At 67.1% G+C, this 23,191-nt stretch carries 29 protein-coding genes; 16 read left to right on the forward strand and 13 right to left on the reverse strand.

Annotated elements, in window-relative coordinates; genetic code table 11:
- The first annotated feature begins 155 nt into the window (after positions 1-155).
- Positions 156-683 carry a porin family protein gene (locus AC07OA_RS08705; protein ID WP_494663395.1) on the forward strand — a complete coding sequence of 176 codons (528 nt, stop codon included), beginning with the start codon at positions 156-158 and terminating at the stop codon, positions 681-683.
- 78 nt (positions 684-761) lie between these two features.
- Here the strand turns inward: AC07OA_RS08705 and AC07OA_RS08710 are convergent, their stop codons facing one another.
- Positions 762-1,172, reverse strand: a complete 411-nt coding sequence (locus AC07OA_RS08710; RefSeq protein ID WP_494663396.1) for a DUF805 domain-containing protein — start codon at positions 1,170-1,172, stop codon at positions 762-764.
- A gap of 172 nt (positions 1,173-1,344) precedes the next feature.
- Here AC07OA_RS08710 and AC07OA_RS08715 point away from each other — a divergent pair, with 172 nt between their 5' ends.
- On the forward strand, positions 1,345-1,743 hold the full coding sequence (locus AC07OA_RS08715) for a hypothetical protein (protein ID WP_494663397.1): 399 nt from the start codon (positions 1,345-1,347) through the stop codon (positions 1,741-1,743).
- Positions 1,740-2,663 (forward strand): sterol desaturase family protein, encoded by a 924-nt coding sequence (locus AC07OA_RS08720; RefSeq protein ID WP_494663398.1) that lies wholly within the window; start codon positions 1,740-1,742, stop codon positions 2,661-2,663. Before AC07OA_RS08715 ends, AC07OA_RS08720 begins: the two co-directional genes overlap by 4 nt.
- 9 nt (positions 2,664-2,672) lie before the next feature.
- Here the strand turns inward: AC07OA_RS08720 and AC07OA_RS08725 are convergent, their stop codons facing one another.
- Both AC07OA_RS08725 and AC07OA_RS08730 read right to left on the reverse strand, forming a co-directional pair.
- Positions 2,673-3,566 carry an SPFH domain-containing protein gene (locus AC07OA_RS08725; protein ID WP_494663399.1) on the reverse strand — a complete coding sequence of 298 codons (894 nt, stop codon included), beginning with the start codon at positions 3,564-3,566 and terminating at the stop codon, positions 2,673-2,675.
- Positions 3,563-3,790, reverse strand: coding sequence for a hypothetical protein (locus AC07OA_RS08730; protein ID WP_494663400.1), 228 nt, complete (start codon positions 3,788-3,790; stop codon positions 3,563-3,565). Before AC07OA_RS08730 ends, AC07OA_RS08725 begins: the two co-directional genes overlap by 4 nt.
- Before the next feature lie 622 nt (positions 3,791-4,412).
- Here AC07OA_RS08730 and AC07OA_RS08735 point away from each other — a divergent pair.
- Positions 4,413-4,601, forward strand: a complete 189-nt coding sequence (locus AC07OA_RS08735) for a hypothetical protein (protein WP_494663401.1) — start codon at positions 4,413-4,415, stop codon at positions 4,599-4,601.
- 20 nt (positions 4,602-4,621) lie between these two features.
- On the opposite strand, the gene AC07OA_RS08740 is transcribed toward AC07OA_RS08735, so the two are convergent.
- The 3 genes from AC07OA_RS08740 to AC07OA_RS08750 are packed head-to-tail and all read right to left on the reverse strand — an operon-like array spanning position 4,622 to position 6,649.
- The gene (locus AC07OA_RS08740) at positions 4,622-5,008 is read right to left on the reverse strand and encodes a hypothetical protein (RefSeq protein ID WP_494663402.1); all 387 of its coding nucleotides are present in this window, start codon (positions 5,006-5,008) and stop codon (positions 4,622-4,624) included.
- Between the two features lie 13 nt (positions 5,009-5,021).
- Positions 5,022-6,011, reverse strand: coding sequence for an NUDIX hydrolase (locus tag AC07OA_RS08745; protein WP_494663403.1), 990 nt, complete (start codon positions 6,009-6,011; stop codon positions 5,022-5,024).
- Positions 6,008-6,649: an HD domain-containing protein gene (locus AC07OA_RS08750; protein WP_494663404.1), complete on the reverse strand. Its 642-nt coding sequence runs from the start codon at positions 6,647-6,649 to the stop codon at positions 6,008-6,010. Before AC07OA_RS08750 ends, AC07OA_RS08745 begins: the two co-directional genes overlap by 4 nt.
- Positions 6,650-6,806: 157 nt before the next feature.
- Here AC07OA_RS08750 and AC07OA_RS08755 point away from each other — a divergent pair, with 157 nt between their 5' ends.
- The gene (locus AC07OA_RS08755) at positions 6,807-7,619 is read left to right on the forward strand and encodes a universal stress protein (RefSeq protein WP_494663405.1); all 813 of its coding nucleotides are present in this window, start codon (positions 6,807-6,809) and stop codon (positions 7,617-7,619) included.
- Positions 7,620-7,650: 31 nt separating this feature from the next.
- Positions 7,651-8,022, forward strand: a complete 372-nt coding sequence (locus AC07OA_RS08760; RefSeq protein ID WP_494663406.1) for a hypothetical protein — start codon at positions 7,651-7,653, stop codon at positions 8,020-8,022.
- 5 nt (positions 8,023-8,027) lie between these two features.
- On the opposite strand, the gene AC07OA_RS08765 is transcribed toward AC07OA_RS08760, so the two are convergent.
- The 7 genes from AC07OA_RS08765 to AC07OA_RS08795 form a co-directional block, all read right to left on the reverse strand.
- The gene (locus AC07OA_RS08765; RefSeq protein WP_494663407.1) at positions 8,028-8,861 is read right to left on the reverse strand and encodes a hypothetical protein; all 834 of its coding nucleotides are present in this window, start codon (positions 8,859-8,861) and stop codon (positions 8,028-8,030) included.
- 74 nt (positions 8,862-8,935) lie between these two features.
- Positions 8,936-9,805: an AAA family ATPase gene (locus AC07OA_RS08770; RefSeq protein ID WP_494663408.1), complete on the reverse strand. Its 870-nt coding sequence runs from the start codon at positions 9,803-9,805 to the stop codon at positions 8,936-8,938.
- A gap of 99 nt (positions 9,806-9,904) precedes the next feature.
- Complete coding sequence (locus AC07OA_RS08775) at positions 9,905-10,060, reverse strand: hypothetical protein (RefSeq protein ID WP_494663409.1); 156 nt, start codon at positions 10,058-10,060, stop codon at positions 9,905-9,907.
- A gap of 70 nt (positions 10,061-10,130) precedes the next feature.
- Complete coding sequence (locus AC07OA_RS08780; RefSeq protein ID WP_494663410.1) at positions 10,131-10,520, reverse strand: primosomal protein; 390 nt, start codon at positions 10,518-10,520, stop codon at positions 10,131-10,133.
- 82 nt (positions 10,521-10,602) lie between these two features.
- A complete protein-coding gene (pseH, locus tag AC07OA_RS08785; RefSeq protein ID WP_494663411.1) occupies positions 10,603-11,184 on the reverse strand; it encodes a UDP-4-amino-4,6-dideoxy-N-acetyl-beta-L-altrosamine N-acetyltransferase in 582 nt (193 codons plus the stop codon).
- Positions 11,181-11,900, reverse strand: coding sequence for a cytidylyltransferase domain-containing protein (locus AC07OA_RS08790; RefSeq protein WP_494663412.1), 720 nt, complete (start codon positions 11,898-11,900; stop codon positions 11,181-11,183). Before AC07OA_RS08790 ends, pseH (AC07OA_RS08785) begins: the two co-directional genes overlap by 4 nt.
- Before the next feature lie 73 nt (positions 11,901-11,973).
- A complete protein-coding gene (locus tag AC07OA_RS08795; RefSeq protein WP_494663413.1) occupies positions 11,974-13,773 on the reverse strand; it encodes a tetratricopeptide repeat protein in 1,800 nt (599 codons plus the stop codon).
- Positions 13,774-13,958: 185 nt separating this feature from the next.
- Here AC07OA_RS08795 and flbT point away from each other — a divergent pair, with 185 nt between their 5' ends.
- From flbT to AC07OA_RS08845, 10 genes are all read left to right on the forward strand, one after another.
- Positions 13,959-14,354, forward strand: coding sequence for a flagellar biosynthesis repressor FlbT (gene flbT, locus AC07OA_RS08800; RefSeq protein WP_494663414.1), 396 nt, complete (start codon positions 13,959-13,961; stop codon positions 14,352-14,354).
- Entirely contained in the window at positions 14,344-14,706 is a 363-nt protein-coding gene (gene flaF, locus AC07OA_RS08805; RefSeq protein ID WP_026176421.1) for a flagellar biosynthesis regulator FlaF, read from the forward strand. The genes flbT and flaF overlap by 11 nt, the downstream gene beginning before the upstream one ends.
- Before the next feature lie 249 nt (positions 14,707-14,955).
- A complete protein-coding gene (locus AC07OA_RS08810; RefSeq protein ID WP_494663415.1) occupies positions 14,956-15,774 on the forward strand; it encodes a flagellin in 819 nt (272 codons plus the stop codon).
- A gap of 320 nt (positions 15,775-16,094) precedes the next feature.
- Positions 16,095-16,916 carry a flagellin gene (locus tag AC07OA_RS08815; RefSeq protein ID WP_494663416.1) on the forward strand — a complete coding sequence of 274 codons (822 nt, stop codon included), beginning with the start codon at positions 16,095-16,097 and terminating at the stop codon, positions 16,914-16,916.
- Between the two features lie 111 nt (positions 16,917-17,027).
- A complete protein-coding gene (locus AC07OA_RS08820) occupies positions 17,028-17,363 on the forward strand; it encodes a hypothetical protein (protein WP_494663417.1) in 336 nt (111 codons plus the stop codon).
- Between the two features lie 174 nt (positions 17,364-17,537).
- Complete coding sequence (locus AC07OA_RS08825; RefSeq protein WP_494663418.1) at positions 17,538-18,377, forward strand: flagellin; 840 nt, start codon at positions 17,538-17,540, stop codon at positions 18,375-18,377.
- A 59-nt stretch (positions 18,378-18,436) separates the two neighbouring features.
- Positions 18,437-18,991 (forward strand): UDP-4-amino-4,6-dideoxy-N-acetyl-beta-L-altrosamine N-acetyltransferase, encoded by a 555-nt coding sequence (pseH, locus tag AC07OA_RS08830; RefSeq protein WP_494663419.1) that lies wholly within the window; start codon positions 18,437-18,439, stop codon positions 18,989-18,991.
- An 82-nt stretch (positions 18,992-19,073) separates the two neighbouring features.
- Positions 19,074-21,917, forward strand: coding sequence for a hypothetical protein (locus AC07OA_RS08835; RefSeq protein WP_494663420.1), 2,844 nt, complete (start codon positions 19,074-19,076; stop codon positions 21,915-21,917).
- A gap of 68 nt (positions 21,918-21,985) precedes the next feature.
- On the forward strand, positions 21,986-22,660 hold the full coding sequence (locus AC07OA_RS08840; protein ID WP_494663421.1) for a hypothetical protein: 675 nt from the start codon (positions 21,986-21,988) through the stop codon (positions 22,658-22,660).
- A gap of 11 nt (positions 22,661-22,671) precedes the next feature.
- Positions 22,672-23,067, forward strand: a complete 396-nt coding sequence (locus tag AC07OA_RS08845) for a hypothetical protein (RefSeq protein ID WP_494663422.1) — start codon at positions 22,672-22,674, stop codon at positions 23,065-23,067.
- Positions 23,068-23,191 lie beyond the last annotated feature (124 nt).

Below are 23,191 nucleotides of genomic sequence, written 5' to 3' on the forward strand. Positions count from 1 at the left end.
GATTCCGAACCGCCACAATCGCCACGGACGTGTCGCATCCGACACGCAATGGCCCAGAACGGGTCCCGCCAGGGTCCAATCGCCGCCCCATGGGGCGCCTATCCAGGGCAGGCCGAGGCGCTCCCCATGCCTCGCCAGTACCAAGGAGTACAACAATGAAAACTCTCATGTCGGCGGCCGCTTTGGTCGCCCTGTCGGTCGCCGCCGTTCCCGCCCTGTCGCACGCCCAGGAGGTCTACGGGACCCTCGGCTATGCCGGATCCCGCGCCGACGGCGCCGACACCGGCGCGGTCCAGGGCCGTCTGGGCGCCAAGCTGACGCCGCACTTCGGCGTCGAGGGCGAGCTGTCCGGCGGCGTCAAGGACGACAACATCGACACCAACGGCGTCCGCTCCAGCCTCGAGCAGACCCACTCGGCCGCCGTCTATGGCGTGGGCTTCCTGCCGGTCTCGCCCAATATCGACCTGATCGGTCGGGTCGGCTACGGCAACACCCAGTTCAAGAACACCCTGGCGGGCGTCGAGAACAAGTTCGACGCCGACAGCGTCAACTATGGCGTCGGCGCCCAGTACAAGTTCGACGACAAGAACGGCCTGCGCGTCGACTACACGCGCCAGCAGTTCCGCGACAACGACGCGTCCGACGCCAATGTGGTGTCGGTGGGCTATGCGCGGAAGTTCTAGAACCGCGACGTCCTGAAACGAAGGAAGCGCGCCCCAGCCGGGGGCCCGCTTCTTTGATTCCGGTCGCGATGACGGCGTCTAGCTGAAGACGGCCGCGGTGTCCGACGTCGAATCGCCCTTGGGGTCGGGGCCGTATTTGTTGGGGCCGGGCGTGCCGGGCAGCACGTTGAAGATGAACAGCACCAGCCAGCCGATCAGCGGGATAATGCCGATCAGGATCCACCAGGCCGAGCGATTGGTGTCGTGCAGGCGGCGGAAGCCCACGGCCAGGCTGGGAACCAGAATGGCCAGCGAGAACAGCATGTTGATGATCCCGATCGGATCCATCCGGCCGCTTTCCAGCGACTCCATGCCGCCCGTCGCGATACGCAGGATGGTGAAGACCATGCCGACGACGAAGCAGAAGAGCGAGAACAGCCAGTATTCGCTGCGGCGGGCGCGCCCCTGGAAATCGGCGTACTTCTTCAGCGGCTGGAACATCAACGACATCTCGGACTCCTGAGTTGCCCGCCCCGTGGCGGCGGCTCAACCTTGAGCAGTTGGCCTCCGGTGTAAACAGGGAAGTGCGGCCTGAAGACCGCGACGGGTGACCCGACGTCGCTCTTGACCCCCGAAGCCCAAAGCGTGACGCTGGCGTCAAGATCAAGGGAGGAAGCGTCGCTTGGATAAGGCGCAATTGATCCAGTTGCTGGGCTCGGTCGTCGCCGTGGCCCTGATGGTGGCCGTCGCGGCCTGGGCGCGGATCGCGCGTCCGACCCCTCGGCTGGACGAGGCGGGCGCCCGCGCGCTGCTGGATATCGAGTTCCCCGACGACCACATCGAGGCCCTGTGGATCGCCGACGACGGCGCCGGGGTGGTGGCCCGCTCGGGCGACCAGGCCCTGGTGCTGTGGCGCAAGGGCGACGGCTACGTGGCCCGCCAGACCGCCTGGCGAGACCTGTTGGCCGCCACCGTCGTCGACGGCCGGTTGAAGCTCAGGACCGCCGACGGCGCGCCCCGCCTTTCCGTGACGGGCCCCTGGCCGCCCGCCCAGTTCGGTTCGCGCGAGTTCGCCGCATGAAGACCCTCGATCCCGTCCAGCTGGCGATTCCCTTCTTCGTGCTGGCCATCGTCCTGGAGATCGCCTTGGCCCGCCTGGGCAAGGCCGACGCCCGCTACGAGGCCAAGGACACGGCCATGTCGCTGACCATGGGCCTGGGCAGCACCATCGCCGGCCTGGTCACCGGCGGGGTGGTGTTCGCCGCCACCCTGTGGGTCTATCAGCACCGTCTTTTCACCATCCCGATGACCGCCGTCTGGGCCTGGGTCGTGCTCTTCTTCGCCGAGGACCTGACCTACTACTGGTTCCACCGCATCGCCCACGAGCGGCGCGTCTGGTGGGCCAGCCACGTCAACCACCACACCTCCACCCACTACAACCTGTCCACCGCCCTGCGGCAGACCTGGACGGGCGGGGTGGCCGGCACGTGGCTGCTGTGGCTGCCGTTGTCGTTCCTGGGCTTCCCGCCGGCCATGGTGGCGATCCAGAAGGGGATCAGCCTCGTCTACCAGTTCTGGATCCACACCGAGGCGATCAAGCGCATGCCGGCCTGGTTCGAGGCGGTGTTCAACACGCCCTCGCACCACCGGGTGCACCACGCCCGCAACGCCCGCTATCTGGACGCCAACTACGCCGGCATCCTGATCATCTGGGACCGGATGTTCGGCACCTTCATCCCGGAGACGGATGAGGAGAAGATCCGCTACGGCACGGTCAAGAACCTGCCCAGCTTCAACCTCTTCACCAACGTGTTCCACGAGTGGATCGGCATCGGCAAGGACGTGGCGGCCCATCCGCGCCACGCCCTGGGCTACATCTTCGGCCCGCCCGGCTGGAGCCACGACGGCTCGCGCGACACCTCCCACACCCTGAAGGCCAAGTGGCGGGCGCGGATGGAGGCGGCGGAAGCCGCCGAGTCGCGGAACGACACGGCGGCTTGAAGTCGGGGCCTAGTCGATCTTCACGAACGGGGTCGAGCCGCCGGTCACCTTGGGCAGCTCGCCGTTCCACTTCTCGATGGCCTGCTGTTGCAGCACCTGGGGATTGGCGCGCAGGGCCTCGCCCTTGATGCGTATGGACTCGGCCTCGCCTCGGGCCTTGGCGATGGCGGCGTTGGCCAGGGCCGTTTCCTTGGCCTCCAAGGCCTTGGCGGCTAGGGCTTCCTGCTCCAGCTGGGTCTTGTTCTGCATCTGCTGGATGATGGCGTCCGGATAGCGGATCGAGCCGATCCAATCCATCTGGCTGACCGTGACGCCGTGGCGGGCCCACTTGCCCGACACCCGGGCGAAGGCGCGCTGCATCACCGCCTGGCGGCCGCCGCTGTACAGGGTCTCGACCCCCACCTTCTCGGCCTCGGCCGCCACGGCCGAGCGCACGTCGTTGCGGATCGGCCCGTCCAGCAGCTGGTCGAACGACAGGCGATAGGTCTGGTAGAGGTTGGGCGCCGAGGCCGGGTTCACCTGCAGGGTCACCGACACGTCGGCGGTCATCGGCAGGCCGGTGTTGTCGGAGAAGGTGATCTCCTCGTTCTCGTTGCCGCGCTCGTCCTTCTCGCGGGTGTAGCTGTAGGTGCGCTGGATCACCGGATACTGGATGATCCGCTCGCCGATGCCCCGGAAGTACCAGCGGGCGGGCAGGGGCTCGGGCGAGACGCCGGCGCCGGAGCCCAGGGTCTTGATCTTCACGCCTACGTTGCCCGGCTCGACCGTGGTGCTGTGCGAGGCCACGCTGCACGACCCCAGCAACAGGACCACCACGCTGACAAAGCCGATGCCGAGGTTGCGGCCGGTGCTCTTGAAGCGCGAGCGGGCCTTGGCCGCCTTGGTCTGGAAGTCTTCGGTCATTCCCCGGTGTCCCCGTTGGTCGATTGACGCATCTTGTCGATGTCCCTGAGCATGATCGACGCCAGCTTGGCCAGGGCGATGACGCCCAGGCCAAAAGCGATGGGCGCGGCGATCAGGCCGATGTCGGTGGCCGATCCCCACAGCGGGCCGACGACAACCCGCATCAGGACGATCGCCAGCGACACCCAGGCGACGAGATAGGCCGCGGCCTTCGCGTAGATCATGACGCCCTCCGCCGAGGCCTCGCTCGGCTGGCGGCAGATTGGCAAGTCCGGTCGCCCTAGGCACGTGAAACCTTGTCCATAAGGCCGCATAAAAACCTTATTCCCCTCGCTGCCGGCCTGGTTCCTCAACGAAATCAACGCACCGAAGTCGTCTATCCCCCACCTGCCAGGCTCCCGTACAATGACCGGACTTCAAGGCGATGGGGAGGGCGCTAAGGCCTGCGACCTTCGCGGCCTTGGGGTGCGGTCGAGCGGGCGCGCTCGTCGGCGGCGGTTCCGCGAGGGGCCGCGACCTTGTCCATCTGGTGCCGGCCGGGCCTCGAAAATAAACGGCGTTGGACGAAGGGCCGATGAGGGCGACAGGCTTGCGGCGACGCAAGCGTTCCGGGACCGGGCGACGCAAGCCCGGCCCGCCCGTCGGGGGCTAAGACCGGCGCGGTTCCAACAGGACCGGACGCCGGGCGCTCCCGGATAATGATCGCGCGGAGCGTCGGTCCAAGTCGAAACGGTATTTCTCCAAACAGCTTCCGGGCCTGGCCCGGCGCTCCGCAGCCTTCCCCGAATAGCTCAGCGGCCCGCCGCGTGAGGCGGCCAGGTCGTGTCTGCTTCAAAGGAGATTTTCATGCCCCGATCCAAGACCCGAGCCCGCATCCGAGCGGCCCAGCCACCCCACGACAGCACCGATCCCATGAACGACGACAGCGGCCGCACGGCCGAGCGGATGAGCTTTATTCGCCGCGACCTTCGTCGACGGCTGAAGCAGGCCGCGGCGATGCGTGAGGCCCGATTGAAACCGCGTGAAGACGCCTAGGTATGACGAGGCCCGCGACCTCACTGGCAGAGGTCGCTCCACTTCTGGTCCACGACGTCGCTGCCGTCGATCTCCTCAAGGGTCAGGACGCCCTCCGACCAGACAAAGCGTTCCGGGCCCTCGAAGTTGTCCTGTTCCTCGATGATGTCGACCTCGCCACAGACCGAAGGGATCTCGCCGTCCCAGTGGACGAAGACCTTGCCGAAGTTGACGGCTTGAGCCTCGGGCAGGCGACCGGTGACGGCGATCCGTGCGCCCTCGATGGCCTGGGCGTCGTCGGCGGTGTGGTCCACCGCCTCGGCATGGCTGTCGCGCAGGACGTACAGCGTCAGGCCTACGCCCAGGCCGGCCAGGACCAGGGCCGCCACGGCGCCGGCGATCAGTTGCGTGCGGGAAGGTTTCGCCATCTCGGCGAGCAGCCTAGTCGCGAAGCAGCGGCAGGCTCAAGCCCATGGCCGGTCGCGCGGCCAGGATCTCGCGGCGGAAGCGGAACAGTTCGGCGGGACGGCCGCCGGTGTCGGCGTCCTGGCGGCCCAGGCCCTCGACCAGATCCTCGCGCTCGACCACGCGGCGGAAGTTCTGCTTGTGCAGCGGCACGCCGGCGATGGCCTCGACCGTGCGCTGCAGGGCCGAAAGGGTGAATTCCGGCGGCATCAGCTCGAACACCACGGGGCGATACTTGATCTTGCCCCGGATGCGCGAGAGCGCCGTCGCGAGAATGCGGCGGTGATCCGAGATCATCGGTTCGCCCAGGGCGGCCGAGAGGGCGACGGGCTCGGCCGGGTCGTGCCCCTCGGCCCGGGCGCGGTCGCGGGCGGCCTCGGGGGCCAGGCCCGCCTCGTAGAGCAGCTCGTAGCGCTCCAGCACGCGCTCCTCGTTCCAGGCCGCGCCGTCCAGGGCGAAGGCCAGGCGGGCGCGCGACCACTTGCCCCCGTCCTCGCCGGCCCAGCGGCGCAGGGCCGGGGCGATGGCCTCGTCCAGCAGGGCGGGGCGACCGTGACGCCAGTCCTCCCAGGGGAAGAAGGCCGACCACGGCGCCCAGGCGGTGTCGGGGGCGCGGGTCTCCACGGCCGTGGGGGTCAGGCCCAGATAGCCGACGGAAACGATGCGCGCCGCGCCGGCGCCCATCTCGGCGCGGGGAGCGTCGCGGCCCTCGTCTCCGAAGGTGTAGAGCTGCTCCACATAGCCCAGCTGGAACCGGGTCTGCTCGGTGACGAAGGCGCGCAGGCCCAGCTCGAAGGTGCGGTGGCCGGCGGGGTCGAACGGGCCGAACGGCAGGCCGGGCAGGGGGCTGGCGATGTCGGTGACCGCGTCGTGCGGCCGGACGGTCAGCACCACGGCCTCGCCGTCGCGGATGGCCACGACCACCGCCGACAGGCCGATGACGACCGATGTGGGCGAGCCCGTCATTCCGTCTCGAACGCCGCGCCGGGCGCGCTTTCGAAACCGGCGGCGCGGGACAGCACATGGAAGCGCTGAACGTATCGGGCCTGGGCCTCGAACGGGGGCAACGGCAGGATTTTCAGGTCGTAGCCGGCCGGCGGGGCGCCGAAGATGGCCAGGGACTCGGCATGCTCGAACCCGGCCAACTGGGTGGCTTCGAAGAAGGCGCAGGCCCGGTCGGCCTGCTTGATCAGCTTCTTGATCGCCGGCGGGGTCTTCACCGGCAGGCCGAAGCGGATGTGGATGGCGTCCTCCAGCCGGGCCTCGAAGTCCTTGTAGCCGATGCCCAGGGCCGCCTTGAACGGGCTGATCATGTCGCCGATCACGTATTCGGAGGCGTCGTGCAGCAGGGCGGCCAGGCGCCACTTGGGCTCCAGGTCCGGCTTGATGTGGGTGGCGATCTCCTCGACCACCACGCTGTGCTGGGCCACCGAGAAGCCGTGGTCGCCCGTGGTCTGGCCGTTCCACCGCGCCACCCGGGCCAGGCCGTGGGCGATGTCCTCGATCTCGATGTCCATGGGCGAGGGGTCCAGCAGGTCCAGCCTGCGCCCCGACAGCATGCGCTGCCAGGCCCTGGGGGGAGTTTTATGCAGCCCTTTGGCCACGAGATCGTTCCTTACGGTGAAGGTGGTAGGCCTTACCCGGACTGGACTGGCCCATCGATTGACAAAGATCAATGAGGAGGCCGCCGTTGCCTGTGGAAATGCCTCAGCCGTTCGGAATGCTTGGCCCCCCAAAAAGAGCGGAAATGGGAGAACGATCATGAGCTGGGCGAGAATCATGGCGCCGCTGGCCGGGGCGCCGGCCGACAGAGGGCTTCTGGAATCGGCCAAGATCCTGGCCGAGGGCTTCGACGCCGAGCTGGCCTGCGTCCATGCGCCGGCCGACATGGCCGACCTGATGCCGTGGATGGGCGAGGGGTTCATGGGCGGGGTGCAGGTCACCGCGCTGGAAAGCCTGAAGGAAGCCGCCGTCGAGGGCCATGCCGCCGTCGAGACGCTGGTCCGCGAGATCGGCTACGCCAAGACCACCACCGTGACCCTGGAGTCGCCCGTCTGGGCGGGGCTGGCCATGGAGGGGCGGCTGTCGGACGTGATCGTCTTCGACAGCGGCGCGGCGCGCGGCAAGGGACCGCTGGCCGAGTCCTTCCAGCAGATGATCGCCGACGAGCAGCGCCCCGTGGTGGTGGCCCGCCCGGGCCTGAAGGTCGGCGGGACCGTGATGGTGGCCTGGGACGGCGGCAAGGAGGCCAGCCGCGCCATGCGCACCTCGCTGCCCCTGCTGCAGAAGGCGTCCAGCGTGGTCCTGGCCGGCGCGCCCGGCGCCTCGTCGCGCAATTTCGAACTGGAGCGCCTGGTCGCCTTCCTGGCGGCGCGGGGCGTGGCGGCCACGACCTGGGTGCTGGACGGCTCGGGCGACGCGGCCAGCCTGCTGCTGGGCGCCGCCAAGGATGTCGGGGCCGATTTCCTGGTGGCCGGCGCCTTTGGCCATCCGCGCCTGCAGGAGTTCATCTTCGGCGGCACGACCCGCAACCTGCTGAACAACGACGGCCCGTCGCTGTTCCTGTCGCACTGAGTTCGTTTCCCAAGAAGAAGGAGGACTTTCAATGTCCCTGTCTCGCATCGTCATGCGGCTGGCCCGCAATCCCGGCACCGAGTTCGCGGGCGGCGACGACCATCGGGGCTACGCCCTGACCGCGCCCCTGACCGAGGACGGCCTGCTGGACGCGGCCGCCTACGCCAAGGCCAAGGACGAGTGCGTGGTCCGCCGCTTCGCCCCCGACGAGGACGCCGCCGACGGCCGCCTGAACCGGCGGGGCGAGCGCTGGTTCTTCGACTATGACGAGGGCGAGGACATCGACGACGAGCCCGTCCACCGCCTGGGCCAGCACCGCTTCGCCCTGGGCGAATACGTCACCGTCACCGACGAGGACGGCCGGCCTCTCACCTACAAGGTGATGGAGGTGACGCCGGTCTAGAGGCGCTATCCACCGACGTTGTGGCGCACCAGGGTCTTCATGTCCTCGAAGACGTCGTGGTCGCTGCCGTTGCGGGCCTTGGCCTTGACGGTGGCGACCGCCAGCGGGCCGCCCTTGGGGCCGCGGGCCTCGTAGCCCACCACGCGATAGCCGCTGGAGGCCTTGTCGCTGGCCAGGATCAGGGTGGCGCGCACGCCGTCGCCGCTCTTGCGCTGGCGGATCTGGGCGCCGTCGTCATTGGCGTGGATGTCGATGTCGCCGTCTTCCTCGTCGGTCGTCTTGACGCTGACGTTGGAATTGCCGCCGCTGGTGCGCTCGGTCACCCGCTTGGTCGTGCCGTCGTCGCGGATGGTGACGTTCTTGGCCACCTTGACCTCGGCGGCGTCGTCATTGGCGTTGATGGTCAGACCGCCGATCTTGATGTCGGCGCCCTTGTCGTGAGCGTCGATCTTGATGCCGGGCAGGCGCACATGCGCCGTGCCGCCGTCGGAATGGCCGGGCGGAGGCGGCGGGGTGGGGGTCTTCATGGCCGGCATCAGGGTCTTCAGGTCGGCCTCGATCGGCGCCAGGGCCGCTTCGGCGTCGCCGCCGTTCAGGGGCACGAGACGCAGGGTCACCTCGGCGTTGGCGCCCTGGTAGCCGCAGCTCTGGCCGTCGGCCGCCACGCTGATCCGCGTCAGCTCGCCCTGCTTTTCGGGGCAGTCCAGCTTGCTGATCACGCGCAGAGGCTCGCGCTTGCCGGGCAGCTTGGGCTGGTCATGCGGCGCGTCGGTCTTGGGCGAGCAGGCGCAGAGCAGGGCCAGGCTGGCCCCGGCGGCGAGCAGCGTCAGGTGTCGCATCAAGGAATCCTCCCGTTCGGCGCGAACGTGATCTGGCGGCGCGGGGAAATCCAATGAAATCGCAGTAACGCCGATTACTGGCCTGGCCGGGCGCCCGAACCCTCGCGGCGGGCCAGGAAGGCCAGGCGCTCGAACAGGTGGACGTCCTGCTCGTTCTTCAGCAGGGCGCCGTGCAGCGGCGGGATCAGCTTGGTCGGATCCTTTTCGCGCAGGATCGCCTCGTCGATGTCCTCGACCAGCAGCAGCTTCAGCCAGTCCAGCAGCTCGGACGTGGAGGGCTTCTTCTTCAGGCCCGGCACCTTGCGCATGTCGTAGAAGATGCGCAGGGCCTCGGCGACCAGCTTCTGCTTGATGCCCGGGAAGTGCACGTCGACGATGGCCTGCATCGTCGCCTCCTCGGGGAAGCGGATGTAGTGGAAGAAGCAGCGGCGCAGGAAGGCGTCCGGCAGTTCCTTCTCGTTGTTGGAGGTGATGATGATGATCGGCCGGACCTTGGCGCTGATCGTCTCGTTGGTCTCGTAGACGTAGAACTCGTTGCGATCGAGCTCCTGCAGCAGGTCGTTGGGGAACTCGATGTCGGCCTTGTCGATCTCGTCGATCAGCAGAACGGGGCGCACGGGCGACTCGAAGGCCTCCCACAGCTTGCCTTTCTTGATGTAGTTGCGGACGTCCTTGACCTTCTCGTCGCCCAGCTGGCTGTCGCGCAGGCGGCTGACGGCGTCGTATTCGTAGAGGCCCTGCTGGGCCTTGGTCGTGGACTTGATGTGCCAGGTCAGCAGGGGCGCGCCCATGGCCTTGGCCACTTCATAGGCCAGCACGGTCTTGCCGGTGCCGGGCTCGCCCTTGATCAGCAGGGGCCGTTCCAGCGCCACGGCGGCGTTGACGGCGACCTTCAGGTCATCGGTGGCGACGTAGTCGGCGGTGCCTTCGAAGCGCGAGCTCATGCGGTTTCCTGACGGCGTCTTCAATCCGGACGCCTCGAACAGTTGTTCAAATCGAGGAATAACCTACAGAGCAACGGTCGCCAGGATCAAGCGGCCTTATCAGTCCTCGCTATCGACATCGCCGGGATGGTGCGGTGGGGCGCGATGACGGCGGGCGACCGACGGCGGATCGCTGGCCGGAAAGCTGTCTTCCAGGCCTTCCTCGAGCTGTTCCTCGAGGTATTCGGGCTGATCCTCGGGCTTGGTCTCGGGCATGGCGGCTCTCCTGTCGCCGGAACACTGAACCGCGAACCGGCCATGTTCAATCGTGGCCGTCTTGAAGGTCTCAGCTGTTTTTGGCGTAGCCCAGCGCCTCGATGTCGTCGTCGGCCAGCCGGGTCGACTCGAAGTCGGCGGCGCTGTCGTCGTCGTCCGAGATCGAATCCTCCAGGTCCTCGTCGTCGCCGGCGATGGCGGCCAGCGGCTCGCGCTCTACGTCCAGGCCTTCATCGTCGCGTACGCCTTCGAGTTCGTCGTCGATGTCTTCGAGGTCTTCGTCATCCAGCAGGTCGTCGACGTCTTCCTCGTCTTCGTCCTCGTCGCCTTCGGCCTGGGTCACGTCGTAGACGTCGTCGATCTCGTCGAAATTGGCGATGTCCTCGCCGTCGTCGGTGAGGTTGGTCTCGTCGAGGACTTCCGCGGTGTCCTGGGCGTCGTAGTCGGTGTCGGTGGGCATGGGGAACTCCTCGGACCTGGCGGGACATGCGCCCCGTCGCCCGGAATCAACCCGTCGCCCGTGAGGATCGTTCCCCCGATTTTCAGTCCGAGGGCAGGGCGTAGCCCTTGGCCAGCAGGCGCTGGGCCATCTCGTCCCGGCGAGGCGGCCAATCTTCCGCCAGCAGCCCCAGCCCGACCACGTCGGCAGGCGCGCCGTCCTTGATCACGTGCCGGCGGAACAGCGCCTCGCGCTGGAAGCCGTAACGCTCGTGCAGCTTCCAGACACTCTCGTTGGACAGCAGGACCTCGCACCACAGCTTGTCGAATCCCATGGCGCCGAACACGTGCTCGATCATCCAGAACTCGATGTACGAGCCCACGCCCAGACCGCGCACCGAGGGGCTGGCCAGGTAGTAGGCCCAGGCGCAGCGGCGGTTGCGCGGGTCGATGTCGGCCAGGTTGGCCAGGCCCACCGGCTCGCCGTCGACCTCGATCACCCAGTAGCGCCGCCGCGCGTCGGCGGCCATGCCGTCGAACCAGCGGTCGTGCTCGGCCTGGCCGATCTTGTGGTCAGTGTACATGTAGGCGGCGACTTCGGGGCTGTTGCGCCAGTCCAGCAGCCGTTGGCGGTCATCCTCTGCGACGTCGCGCAGCACCACCGTGTGCGAGGCCTGGTCGGTCATAGGCGGCGATCTCCCCCCAGCTGGGCCAGGTCGGGCCGCTTGGCGACGAAGGCGCGCACGTCGTCGGAGGTGAAGGCCGGATTGGCGGCGTAGAGGCCGTCATAGACCGCGCGGACGAATTCCAGGTCGTCAGGGCGATCGACGGTCCAGCGCACCTCGCCCTCGTCGGCGGCCTGTTCCAGGCCCTCGATCCGGAAGCGCCCCGGATTGCGATAGAGGAAGGGGGTCACGTGCTCGTGGTCGTAGGGATCGTCGCTCTCGGCGGCCGCCACGCGCAGGGCCACGCTTTCGAACACCTCGACGTCCAGCCCCTTGGGATAGCTGCGGCGGGCCGGGGTGTTGGAGGTGTAGTCGGCGCCGGAGCGCAGGTGCAGGGCCAGGGTGGCGTCGATCAGGACGGGGTCGGCCAGCGGGCAGTCGGCGGTCAGGCGGACCACGGTGCGCACCGGCCCGAAGGCCTCGATGGCGCCCATGAAACGGTCCAGCACATCGTCGAGCGAGCCCCGGAACACCGGCACGCCCGCCGCGTCCAGGCAATCGGCCAGCGGATCGTCGCTGGACTGGTCGGAGGTGGCCACCACGATGCGGTTCAGGCGCGTGGCGCGCTTCAGCCGCTCGATCTGGCGCAGGATCATCGGTGCGCCGGCCACGTCGGCCAGCACCTTGCCCGGAAGCCGGGTCGACGACATGCGGGCCTGGAGTATGGCGAGCGGCAAGGATTTCCCCCGGCGGCGGACAGGGTCTCGAAGCCCCGGTCCTGTGATCATCTACACCGAAACGCGGTTTGGTCTAGCCGGTGGGAAAGCGCTCCCGCAGGGCCGCGGCGACCTCCTGCATGGCCGGGTTCCAGTCGTTGTAGTCCTGGGTGATGAAGCAGCGCGTCTGCGGGTACCAGGGCCAGTTGGGCGAGCCCAGCCGTGTCCAGGACGACGAACCCGTCAGCATCCAGATCGGCGCGCCGGTGGCGCCGGCCAGGTTGGTGGTGGCGTTGGAGAAGCCGACGATCAGGTCCATGGCGCAGGAAAGGGCGGCCACGTCGTCCAGGTCCTGTTTCAGGTCGATGCCCGGCGGTTGCCAGATGTCGACGCCGAACTCCTCCTTGGCCAGGGCGATCTCCTCGCTGCAGTCGCCGTACTGCAGGTTCACGAAGGTGATCCCCGGAACCTCGAACACGGGGCGCCACAGCAGGAAGGGCGAAAACTGCCGGGCGCGCTCGCCGTTCAGTTTCAGGCTCTTCCAAAGCAGGCCGACCTTCGGACCCTTGGGAGCCTTTTCCAGTTCGGCCTTCCAGTGCGCCACCCGGACCGTATCGGGTTCCAGGAAGCGCGGACGGTTCGGGAACGACGCGACGCTGGGGCGGAAGACTTCCAGCAGGGCGGCCATCGGCGCCCAGAAGTCGATGCCGCTCCAGTCCTGGATCTCGGGCGCGCCGCGATAGACCCGGCCCTCGTAGGAGACGGTGCGGTGCGGCACGACGGTCGCCTTGGGGAAGGAGCGCTGGAAGAGGGGGATCAACCGGCGCTCGACCGCCAGGGTCAGCTTGCCGTCGCGACCCAGGGCCTCGATCACGTCGGGCAGGACGTTGCCGAACATCACTTCGTCGCCCAGGCCCTGTTCGGCGCAGATCATCAGCGACTTGCCGGCCAGGTCCATGCCCGGCGACCAGCGCTCGGCCTCGATGGTGAAGCGGGGGGCCTCGACCAGGGCCGGCGAGAACCGGGCCTCGTAGGTCTTCCAGCCTTCCTCCACCCGGCCCAGGCACAGCAGGATGGTGGCCCGGCCGAACTGCATGGTGGCCAGGTCCTCGGCGTGCTCGGCCAGGGCGATGGCCGACTCGCAGTCGGCCAGGGCGCCCTCGACGTCGCCCAGGTCCAGCTTGGCGTAGGCGCGGTTGTGGTAGGCCTTGCCGAAGTCGGGGGCCAGTCGCAGGGTCTCGTCGAAGAAGGTCACGGCCGTCTTGCCGTCGCCCAGGCTGCACATCACCGTGCCCAGGGTGTTCCACAGCAGGGGTTGTTCGGGATGGGCCTGGATCGCCGGCCGCAGAACGTCGATGGCCTCCTCGCAGCGATTGAGGTCGCGCAGGGCGCAGGCCAGGTTGTTGATGCCCTCCAGGTCGCCGGGCTTGGCCTTGAGATAGTGGGCGAAGAACTGGGCGGCGATTTCCGGCATTTCCATGCGGAAGGCCAGGCGACCCAGGTCGCCGGCCACCGGACCGTGGTCGGCCAACAGCTTCAGGGCCGCGTCGTAGCAGCGCATCGAGCCGGCGAAGTCGCCGATCTTCTCGCGGGCGATGCCCAGGACGTGCCAGGCCACGCCCAGCTTGTCGTCGCGTTCCAGCGCCTCGAGCGCCAGCTTTTCGCCCTTGGCGAAGTCGCGGGCGTGCATGGCCTGGATCGAGCGGGCCAGCAGCTGGGCGATTTCGGCGTTGCGGACTTCCTGGGTCTGGCGGTTCAGGCGGGCCAGGGCCTCGGCCGAGGCCGCGTCACCGACGGCGGCGGACTGGAAGCCCAGGTTAACGGCCTGGGCGACCGCCTCCTGGGCGACGGCCAGGGCGCTGGCCGAGATCTGGGTGTCGCGATCGCGGGACATCTGTTGTGGGCCTTGGCGGTTGGAGAGAGTCATCCTCTGGGTCAGTATGCTTAATTGTATCCTAAGCTGCGTCTCACGGTCGCAGGCTTGGCAAGGGGACGTTAACCGCCTCCGCCTAGCTTCTGGTTCGAAACCGCCATCTCGGCGACATGGGGCGACACGGCAATGCAAGAGGGAGCGGCCTTGTGCCATTGAAGCTGTCGCTGAAACCCGGCGAGAAGTTCGTGCTGAACGGCGCGGTCGTGCAGAACGGCGACCGTCGCGGCGTGCTGGTCCTGCAGAACAAGGCCTCGGTGCTGCGTGAGAAGGACATCATGCAGCCGGACGAGGCCACGACGCCGGCGCGGCGCATCTATTTCCCGGTCATGATGATGTACCTGGATGAAGCCAACGCCGAGCGCCAGTACGAGGAATTCGCCACCCGCCTGACCGAGTTCATGGGCGTGGTGCGCAATCCCGACGTGCTGACCGACTGCATCGCCATCTCCAAGCACGTGATGGCGCGCGAGTACTACAAGGCGCTCATGCTGAGCCGTAAGCTCATCGAATACGAAGATCAGAGGTTGGGGCATGTCTCTTAGGGCCTATCAGCAGGCGGCGACGCGGACGGAAAATCCGCGCGAGATGGAGTACCGTCTGTTCGGGCAGGTGACGCGCGCCCTGATGGCCGCGTCGGAAGCTCCGGCCGACGACATCGCCACGCGCATCGACGCCCTGGACTGGAATCGCCGGGTCTGGTCGGCCCTGGCGACCGACTGCTCGCTGCCCGAGAACACCCTGCCGGTGCAGCTGCGCGCCAGCATCATCTCGCTCAGCCTCTGGGTCGGCCGTCACTCCAGCGCCGTGATGCGCAAGGAGGAGGATTTCGAGCCCCTGATCGAGATCAACCGCATGATCATGCAAGGCCTGGCCGGTCGCGCCGACGCGGCCTGATCCAGGCGGGGAGGGCGGTTACGCCCCTCCGGCAAACCTTTCCGGTAAAACCTGCCGCCCGGCGAATTCTGCATTCGCCGGGCGGTTTCGTATCCGGCTTGTTGTAGAAAATTACCAAACAAAATCAGATAGTTATAAATCTTCACCGTGTGGCGCCGAGTGGCCCGCCGCTTGCGATGGGTTCCGTGGGCAAAACGTCCGACCGGCAAAACGCCGGGGCAATCCTCCCAAAATGGCGAGAACCACACCATGATGAACTCGATCAACACCAATGCCGGCGCCATGATCGCGCTGCAAAACCTGAACGCCACCAACTCGGAGCTTCAAACCACTCAGCAACGCATCAACACCGGCAAGAAGATCTCGAACGCCAAGGACAACGGCGCGATCTGGTCGATGGCCAAGATGCAAAGCACCACCTCCAACTCGCTGAATGCCGTGAAGGACTCCCTCCAGCGCGGTCAGTCGACGATCGATGTGGGCCTTGCCGCTGGCGACACCATCACCGACCTGCTCGGCAAGATGAAGGAAAAGGCCCTGGCCGCTTCCGACACCTCGCTGAACACCGCCTCGTTCAACGCCCTGGTTTCCGATTTCACCTCGCTGCGTGACCAGATCACCAAGGCTGTCACCAACGCCAAGTTCAACGGCGTCAGCCTCGTGGACGGCACCACTTCCAAGCTGCAGTTCCTCAGCAACTCGGATGGCACCGCCTACACGGTGAACGCGAAGACCCTGTCGCTGGTCGGCCTGGGTCTGAGCTCGACGTCCAGCTTCACTTCGGCCGCGGCCGCCAAGACCATGATCGCCACCATGACCACGGCGATGACGACCGCGACGAACAAGTTGGCCAACCTGGGCACCAGCTCTGTCGGCCTGGACATGCACCTGACCTTCACGGGTAAGCTGCAAGACAGCCTCGACGCCGGTGTGGGCAACCTCATCGACGCCGACCTGGCCAAGGAAAGCGCGAAGCTGCAGTCGCTGCAGACGAAGCAGCAACTGGGGGTGCAAGCCCTGTCGATCGCGAACCAGACGCCTCAGACGATCCTTTCGCTGTTCAAGTGATCGGCGTCTAAAGCTCAAGAAGCGATCAAAGCCGGACGGTCCAAGGGCCGTCCGGCATTTCTTTTTTAGAGACCTGGGTTCGTCGAGATCATCCGGCCCAGACATATTTTTGCCCGGCAAAATCTGCCCACGACATGTCGACGCAGGCAAAATCTGCCGGGCCGGATCGTGGTAAATGAATATATAACGCAGCTATTTCAAGTTGTTGGAGCTTTCTGCCTAGTGGGCAGATTTGGCCCGATACTTGCTGCCTAGCGGGGTGAGCAAAATGCTCCCGGCAGTCAAAATGACGTCGGACACCTTGAATAGGACCTGTCGAGATGCCGCTGAATAGCATCAACACGAACGCCGGCGCGATGATCGCCCTGCAAAACCTGAACGCCACCAACTCGGAGCTTCAGGTCACTCAACAACGGATCAATACCGGCAAGAAGGTCGGTAACGCCAAGGACAACGGCGCGATCTGGGCGATGGCCAAGAACCAGTCGACCACCGCCAACTCCTTGAACGCCGTGAAGGACTCGCTGCAACGCGGCCAGTCGACCATCGACGTGGCCTTGGCCGCCGGCGACACCGTGACGGACCTGCTCGGCAAGATGAAGGAAAAGGCCCTGGCCGCTTCCGACACCTCGCTGAACACCGCTTCGTTCAACGCCCTGAAGTCGGACTTCGACAGCCTGCGCGACCAGATCACCAAGGCGGTCACCAACGCCAAGTTCAACGGTGTCAGCATCGCCGACGGCACGACCACCAAGCTGGCGTTCCTCGCCAACTCGGACGGCTCGCAGTTCACCGTCAGCGCCAAGACGCTGTCGCTGGTGGGCCTGGGCCTGAGCTCGACCTCGTCGTTCACCTCGGCCGCCGCGGCCAAGTCGATGATCACCTCGGTCTCGACCGCCCTGGGCACCGCCACCAACAAGCTGGCCTCGCTGGGCACCAGCTCGACGGGTCTGGACACCCACCTGACCTTCGTCGGCAAGCTGCAAGACAGCCTGGACGCCGGCGTGGGCAACCTGGTCGACGCCGACCTGGCCAAGGAAAGCGCCAAGCTGCAGTCGCTGCAAACCAAGCAGCAGCTGGGCATTCAGGCGCTGTCCATCGCCAACCAGTCGTCTTCGTCGATCCTGAGCCTGTTCCGCTAGACGGAATGAGAGGAGGCGGGTCTCGCGGCCCGCCTCCGCCTTTCCTTCGGGCGCTGGCGCGAGGGGAAGGATCACCAGAGGAGCCGTCGCGAACCGGCGGCCATAGGAGTCATGGAAAACAAAGTCGCGTTGACGCCCATCATACCCGAGCCGTCCACGCCCTCGCTGAACACTGCCTCCACCGTCCCGGGCTATCCCGTGGGCGGCGTTTCCGCTTCGGCGCCCAAGGAAGCCGCCCCTGTGGAAAAGCCCGCCGCGGCCTCCGGTCCCCAGCCGGGTGACCTGCGCCTGGTGATCGAGCAGGACAGCACGACCGGCACCTATGTCTACAAGACCGTGGACCGCCGGACGGGCGACATCCTGCAGCAGTTTCCGCGCGAGGACGTTCTGCGCTTCAAGCAGGCGGAACATTATGATCCGGGCGAGGTCTTCGACGGCCTGACCTGACGGTCGCGCCGCCTCTAAAGCCGTGATCGCCGCGACCTGGCGTCGCAGGCGAAACATGGTTTACGCGCGTTAACCATATTCTTACTCCCTGAGCCGCACTTTCACGGTCGACCTGCTCGGCCGCCGAATCGCGTTTCGAGCCCCACTGGCAAGAATCGCCGTTCGGAGACCGTGATGACGCTGAGCGTGAACACCAATCAGCCCGCGCTGATCGCCCTGCAAAATCTGAACAAGACCAACGACGAGATGTCGGGCGTGCAGACCCGCATCAACACCGGTCTGTCGATCTCCAGCGCCAAGGACAACGCCGCCGTCTGGTCGATCGCCCAGGACCAGCGCGCCGATCGCTCGGCCCTGTCGGCCGTCAAGATGAGCCTGGACCGCGCGACCTCGATCACCGACGTCGCCCTGGCGGCCGGTGAATCGGTCTCCGACCTGCTGACCCAGATGCGCGAGAAGGTGGTCGCGGCCAAGGACACCTCGCTGTCGACCTCGTCGCGCAAGGCCCTGAACGCCGACTTCCAGAGCCTGCTGAAGAACATGTCGCAGGTGATCAACAGCGCGACCTTCGACGGCGCCAACATCCTGAACGGCAGCGAGCCGAGCAACATCACGTTCCTGGCCGACGCCGACGCGTCCACGGTCATCACGCTGAACCTGCAGAACCTGTCGCTGAGCGGCTCGATCAACACGCTGACCGCCACCGACAACATCAACACCCAGACCCTGGCGGCCGGCGTGCTGACCCGTCTGGACGCGACCATCGCCTCGGTGAACCAGGCCGTCGGCTCGATCGGCTCGCAAGCCAAGCAGATCGACGCGCACAACACCTTCGTCGCCAAGCTGAACGACGTGCTGGAAACCGGTGTGGGCAACCTCGTCGACGCCGACATGGCCAAGGAAAGCGCGCGGCTCCAGGCCCTGCAGGTCAAGCAACAGCTCGGCGCCCAGGCGCTTTCGATCGCCAACCAGGCGCCGCAGATCATCCTGTCGCTCTTCAACGGCGGCGGCTAGGCCTGAGGTCGGGCTGAGGGTAGACTTCCCGTTACAGTGTTAGGGGGAATCGACTCGGTATGATCGAGCTTCGCGATTTGACGGACAGCGACGAGGCGGTCCTGTTCCAATGGCGGGGCGAGCCCGAGGTCGATCGCTGGATGTCCGACGCGGCCTTCCCCAGCCGAGACGCCCACGCCGCCTGGTTCCAGGCGCTGCGCGACGATCCCGACATGCGCGGCTGGATGATCGTGCGGTCGGGCGAGCCCTCTGGGCTCCTGACCCTGACGGGCCTGCTCAGCCATCATCGCCGCGCCGGCTGGAACTGGTTCCTCGGTTCAGCCGAGGCGCGGGGCAGGGGCGTCGGCCGCGCCGCCCAGGTGCTGGGCCTGGACCGGGCGTTCGGCGAGCTGGGCCTGCACAAGGTGTTCGCCGAGGTCATGGCCGACAACGACGCGGCCCTGAAGGCGCAAGCCGCCTCCGGCTTCCGTCGCGAGGGCTATCTGCGCGGTCACGTGCTGAAGAACGGCCAGCCGCGCGACGTGGTCCTGCTGGGCATACTGGCCGAGGAGTGGCGCGAGCTGCGCGGAACGGTCCGTCGGTCGCTGACCGACGCCAACCTGATCGCGGCCTGAAATTTACACGTCTTAACGAAACGTCAGCGTTCCTCGCCGACAATCGAATCGTGGGGCGTAGTGCGTCCCGTTGGGACCTGCTGTGATCACTTTCGATTCCAGTCTGCTGCTCGGATACTACCAGGCCAAGTCCGCCGGCCAGGCTGCGGGTACGGCTGCGTCCGGCGCCTCGTCCTTCACCTCGACCTCCTCCACCGCCAAGGGCGTGCCCAGCGCGCCTTGGACGGCGATGACCACCGAGCCCAGCGACCTGGTCAAGGCGGCCCTGAACGGCCGCAAGTTCGTCGACGAGAGCGCCGCCGTGGCGGCCGCCCCGACGATCACCGGCGACTACAAGAAGCTGTTCGCCGCCTACCAGGCGCTCAACACCCTTTCGGCGATCGCCAACCGTTCGTCCGAGAAGGGCGTCACCGACAGCGAGATCAAGCGCCTGCAGGCCGTGTTCAGCAAGGGGCTGAACGAGGTCAACGGCTACGTCCAGAACCTCAGCACCGACGGCATGCGCCTGACCACCGGCACGGTCATGACCAGCGACAAGTCGACCGTCGGCGTGCCCAAGAGCAACTACGAATACGTCACCAGCAAGATCTACAGCGGCCAGGTCGACGACGAGGTGCCCACGTTCCAGGGCAATGTCAGCTTCACGATGTCGGTCAAGAAGTTCGGTGTCTCCACCGACGTGACCATGGACCTGTCGGAGATGGGCTCGACGCCCCGGACGATGGCCAACGTCGTGACCTTCTTCAACGACAAGCTGGCCGACGCGGGCTTCGACACCCAGTTCGCCGTCGAGCGCACCGTGGGCGAGGAACGCACCACCACCGTCAACGGCCAGACCGTCAAGCTGCCGCCCACCGGCGACGACTTCGCCCTGCGGGTGAAGGGTGACCTGACCGAGACCCTGACCTTCTCGGCTCCCGCCGCCAAGCCGGCGGTCTACATCACCACGGCCGCCGGCAATCCGGATCCGGACAAGGATTCCACCACCGACGACGCGGTGATCGAGAACACCCTGACCAAGTATGGCCCCGGCACGGCCGGCACGCCGGGCACCAAGGTGTTCTCCGACACGCTGGAAGGCACGATCAGCACCGTCCACAAGACCATGACCGGTCCCGACGGCTCGCTCTATGTCCTGGCCGATGTCGACGGCACGACCAGCAGCCAGACGATCAAGGGCGACCAGGACGTCGCTCTCTTGAAGTACGACTCGTCGGGCAAGCTGCTCTATGCCCGCACCCTGGGGGCCACCAACACCGCCACCGGCTACAACATGGCCATTTCCGACGACGGCCAGGTGGCCATCGCCGGGTCGGTCTCGGGCGCCCTGGCCGGGGCGACCAACGGGCCGATCAATTCCGATTCCGCCGGCACCGTGACCGACAGCTTCGTCACCCTCTACGACGCGAACGGCGACGAGACCTGGACGGTGCGCCGGGGCGGCATGCTGGAGGACGAAGCCACCGCCGTGGCCTTCGGCGAGGACGGCGTGGTCTATGTGGGCGGCCGCACCAAGTCGGACATCCCTGGCTCGGCCACCGGCGCGACGGAAGGCGGCTACGACAGCTACCTGACCGCCTTCGCCACCGACATCTCCGGCACGCCCAAGGCGCTGTTCACCACCCACTTCGGCAGCGAGAACGACGACACGGTCGCCGGCATCGTCGTCAACGGTTCGCAGGTGGTGGTCGCCAGCAAGGAAGGCAGCGAGGCGATGCTTCGCAGCTTCGACGTCTCGACCAGCATCGTGACCGAGCCGCGCACCTATCTGAACGACAAGGAAGTGTGGGTCACCGAGCCGACCACCTACACCAAGGCGGCCACCTTCACGACCGGCGCGACGCGCGACCTGGGCACGCTGAAGGGCGGCAACATCGCCGGCCTGACCATCGACAACGGCCAGCTCTACATCGGCGGCTCCACCACCAACGGCGCGCTCGACGTCGATAACCAGACCAAGGCCGCGTCCGGCGGTTCGGACGGTTTCGTGGCTCGCCTGTCGCTGGACCTGACCGACAAGAGCGCCGACAGCCTGGCCTATTACGGCGGCACGGGCGACGACACGGTCACCGGCATGGCGGTCTCCAACGGCCAGGTCTGGCTGGTGGGCGCGGCCGGCAAGGACCTGGCGGGCCAGCCGACCGTCGGCGACAAGGACGGCTATGTCGCCCAGATCGACATGGCCACCGGCAACGCCACCTGGGAACAGCGGCTGACCGGCAAGGACGGCTACGCCACCCCGACCTCGATCGCGGTCGACGCCTCGGGTTCCAGCGCTCTGGACATCTTCGGCATCCCGCGCGGCGAGATGCAGTTCAAGCAGACCGACAAGATCGTCTCGGCGACCTCGGCGCGGGAAGGAGACACCTTCCAGGTCCGCACCCGGGCGCGCGGCACCCTGACGACGATCAAGATCGACGCCGACGACACGCTCGACACCCTGGCCGACAAGATCCGCAAGGCCACCGGCTACGCGGCCAAGGTCGAGTTCGGGACCAGCGGCAACAACCGCGTGCTGCGGATCAGCCCGTCCCAGACCACCTCGACGGTCGAGATCCTGCCCGGCAAGGGCGGCACCGACGTGCTGGAATCGCTGGGCCTGAAGCCGGGCATCGTGCGCAACACCAAGGTCGATCACGGCGAAACCGTCTCGGCCGACGGCAAGGGTCCGATCTACGGCTTCTCGCTGGACACTACCCTGAACCTCTCCGACGACAACGGCCGCAAGCTGGCGGTGTCGGCGTTGAGCAAGGCGGTGGCGGCCGTGCGTCTGGCCTATCGCGAGATGGCCGACAAGGCCAACGGCGTGGTCAAGGACACCAGCACCACCACCTCCGGCAAGACCGGCGGCACGGTGCCGGCCTACCTGACCAACCAGATCGCAAACTACCAGGCGGCGCTGAATCGCCTGACCGGCGGCTCCTAGAGCTTTTCCCGGACGCGACCTGGCGGGGCGGACTTGAAAGCGTCATCACCGCGTCGTAGCCAGGGAACATGGAACTTCTCAAAGATCGTCGCGTGTTGCTGGGCGGCGGGGCCGCCCTGGCCCTGCTCGCGGGCCTCGGCATCGCCCTCACCGTGATGCACGGCGCCAAGTCGCCCACCGACGATCCGCCGGCCTCGCGCGCCGGCCTGGTGGTCGAGACCGGCCGGCCGGACGACAACAAGCTGGACGCCAACCGTCCGCTGCGCTGCTTCGTGGGCGGCCAGTTCGTGGGCGAGACCACCCTAGCCGAATGCGCCAAGAAGAACGGCGTGGCCACCGGCGCCCTGGACGTCGGCGTCGACGAGACCGGGGCCCTGGCCGCCGCCGACCAGGCCGGCACGGTGCTGACCCCGCTGCCGCCGCCCGCCGAGACTCCCACCGTGTCGGCCCCCGCCGCCACGCCCGCCGCGCCGGCCCCGATCGCCGTCTCGGGCGCGCCCCTGGCGGTCTGCCAGCGCTATTCGGGCGGAGAGTGGCGCAAGCTGCCCGGCGAGATCACCCTGAACGCCTGCGCCCAGCAGATTTCGGGCGGCAAGTGCGAGAAGCCCGGCGGCGCCAGCTACGGCCGCTGGGGCGAGGAAACCCTGCGCATCGTGCCGGGCCGGGTGGAATCCTCGTCCGACAACCGCACCTTCCATTCGGTCATCGAGCTGGGGTCCAGCTGCACCATCCCCTCCGCCTAGAGAGTCCCGCCATGCGTCTTCCCGTCGTCGCCCTCGCGCTCCTTGCCGTCGCCGCCACGGGCCTGACCGCGTGCGAGAAACAGACCAAGGCGCCGTTCGAGCAGGGCGTGTGCATGCACGTGATCGAGCAGAAGGACGGGACGCTGAAGTTCAATCCCGTGGCCCAGAACGTGGCGAGCCTGGAGCTGTGCGCGGCCGAGCTGGAAGGCATGCGCATCCGCTTCGTGCGGATGGGCAGCCCCAATCGCGAGCTGACCGGCGCCTATCAGGGCAAGTTCATCTTCGTGCAGAAGGAAGGCATCTATCTGGGCGACACCTACGAGGGCGCCCGGTTCATGTCCCTGGTCCGCACGGGCGACGGCCGCCTGGCCGTGCCGGGCGCCATCCGCGAAGTTCCGGCGCAATAAGGACCTCTCAAACCCGGGGATAACCCGGGTGGTCCACAGGAACATTTTAAGAACAAAGCTTGCGTGGCGCCGTAAGGAGTCGTTAACGTCCGCCTTAGATGCCGGCGCGTTGGGTCGCCGGGCG

It is taken from the genome of Caulobacter sp. GW821-FHT09B08 (assembly GCF_059418225.1).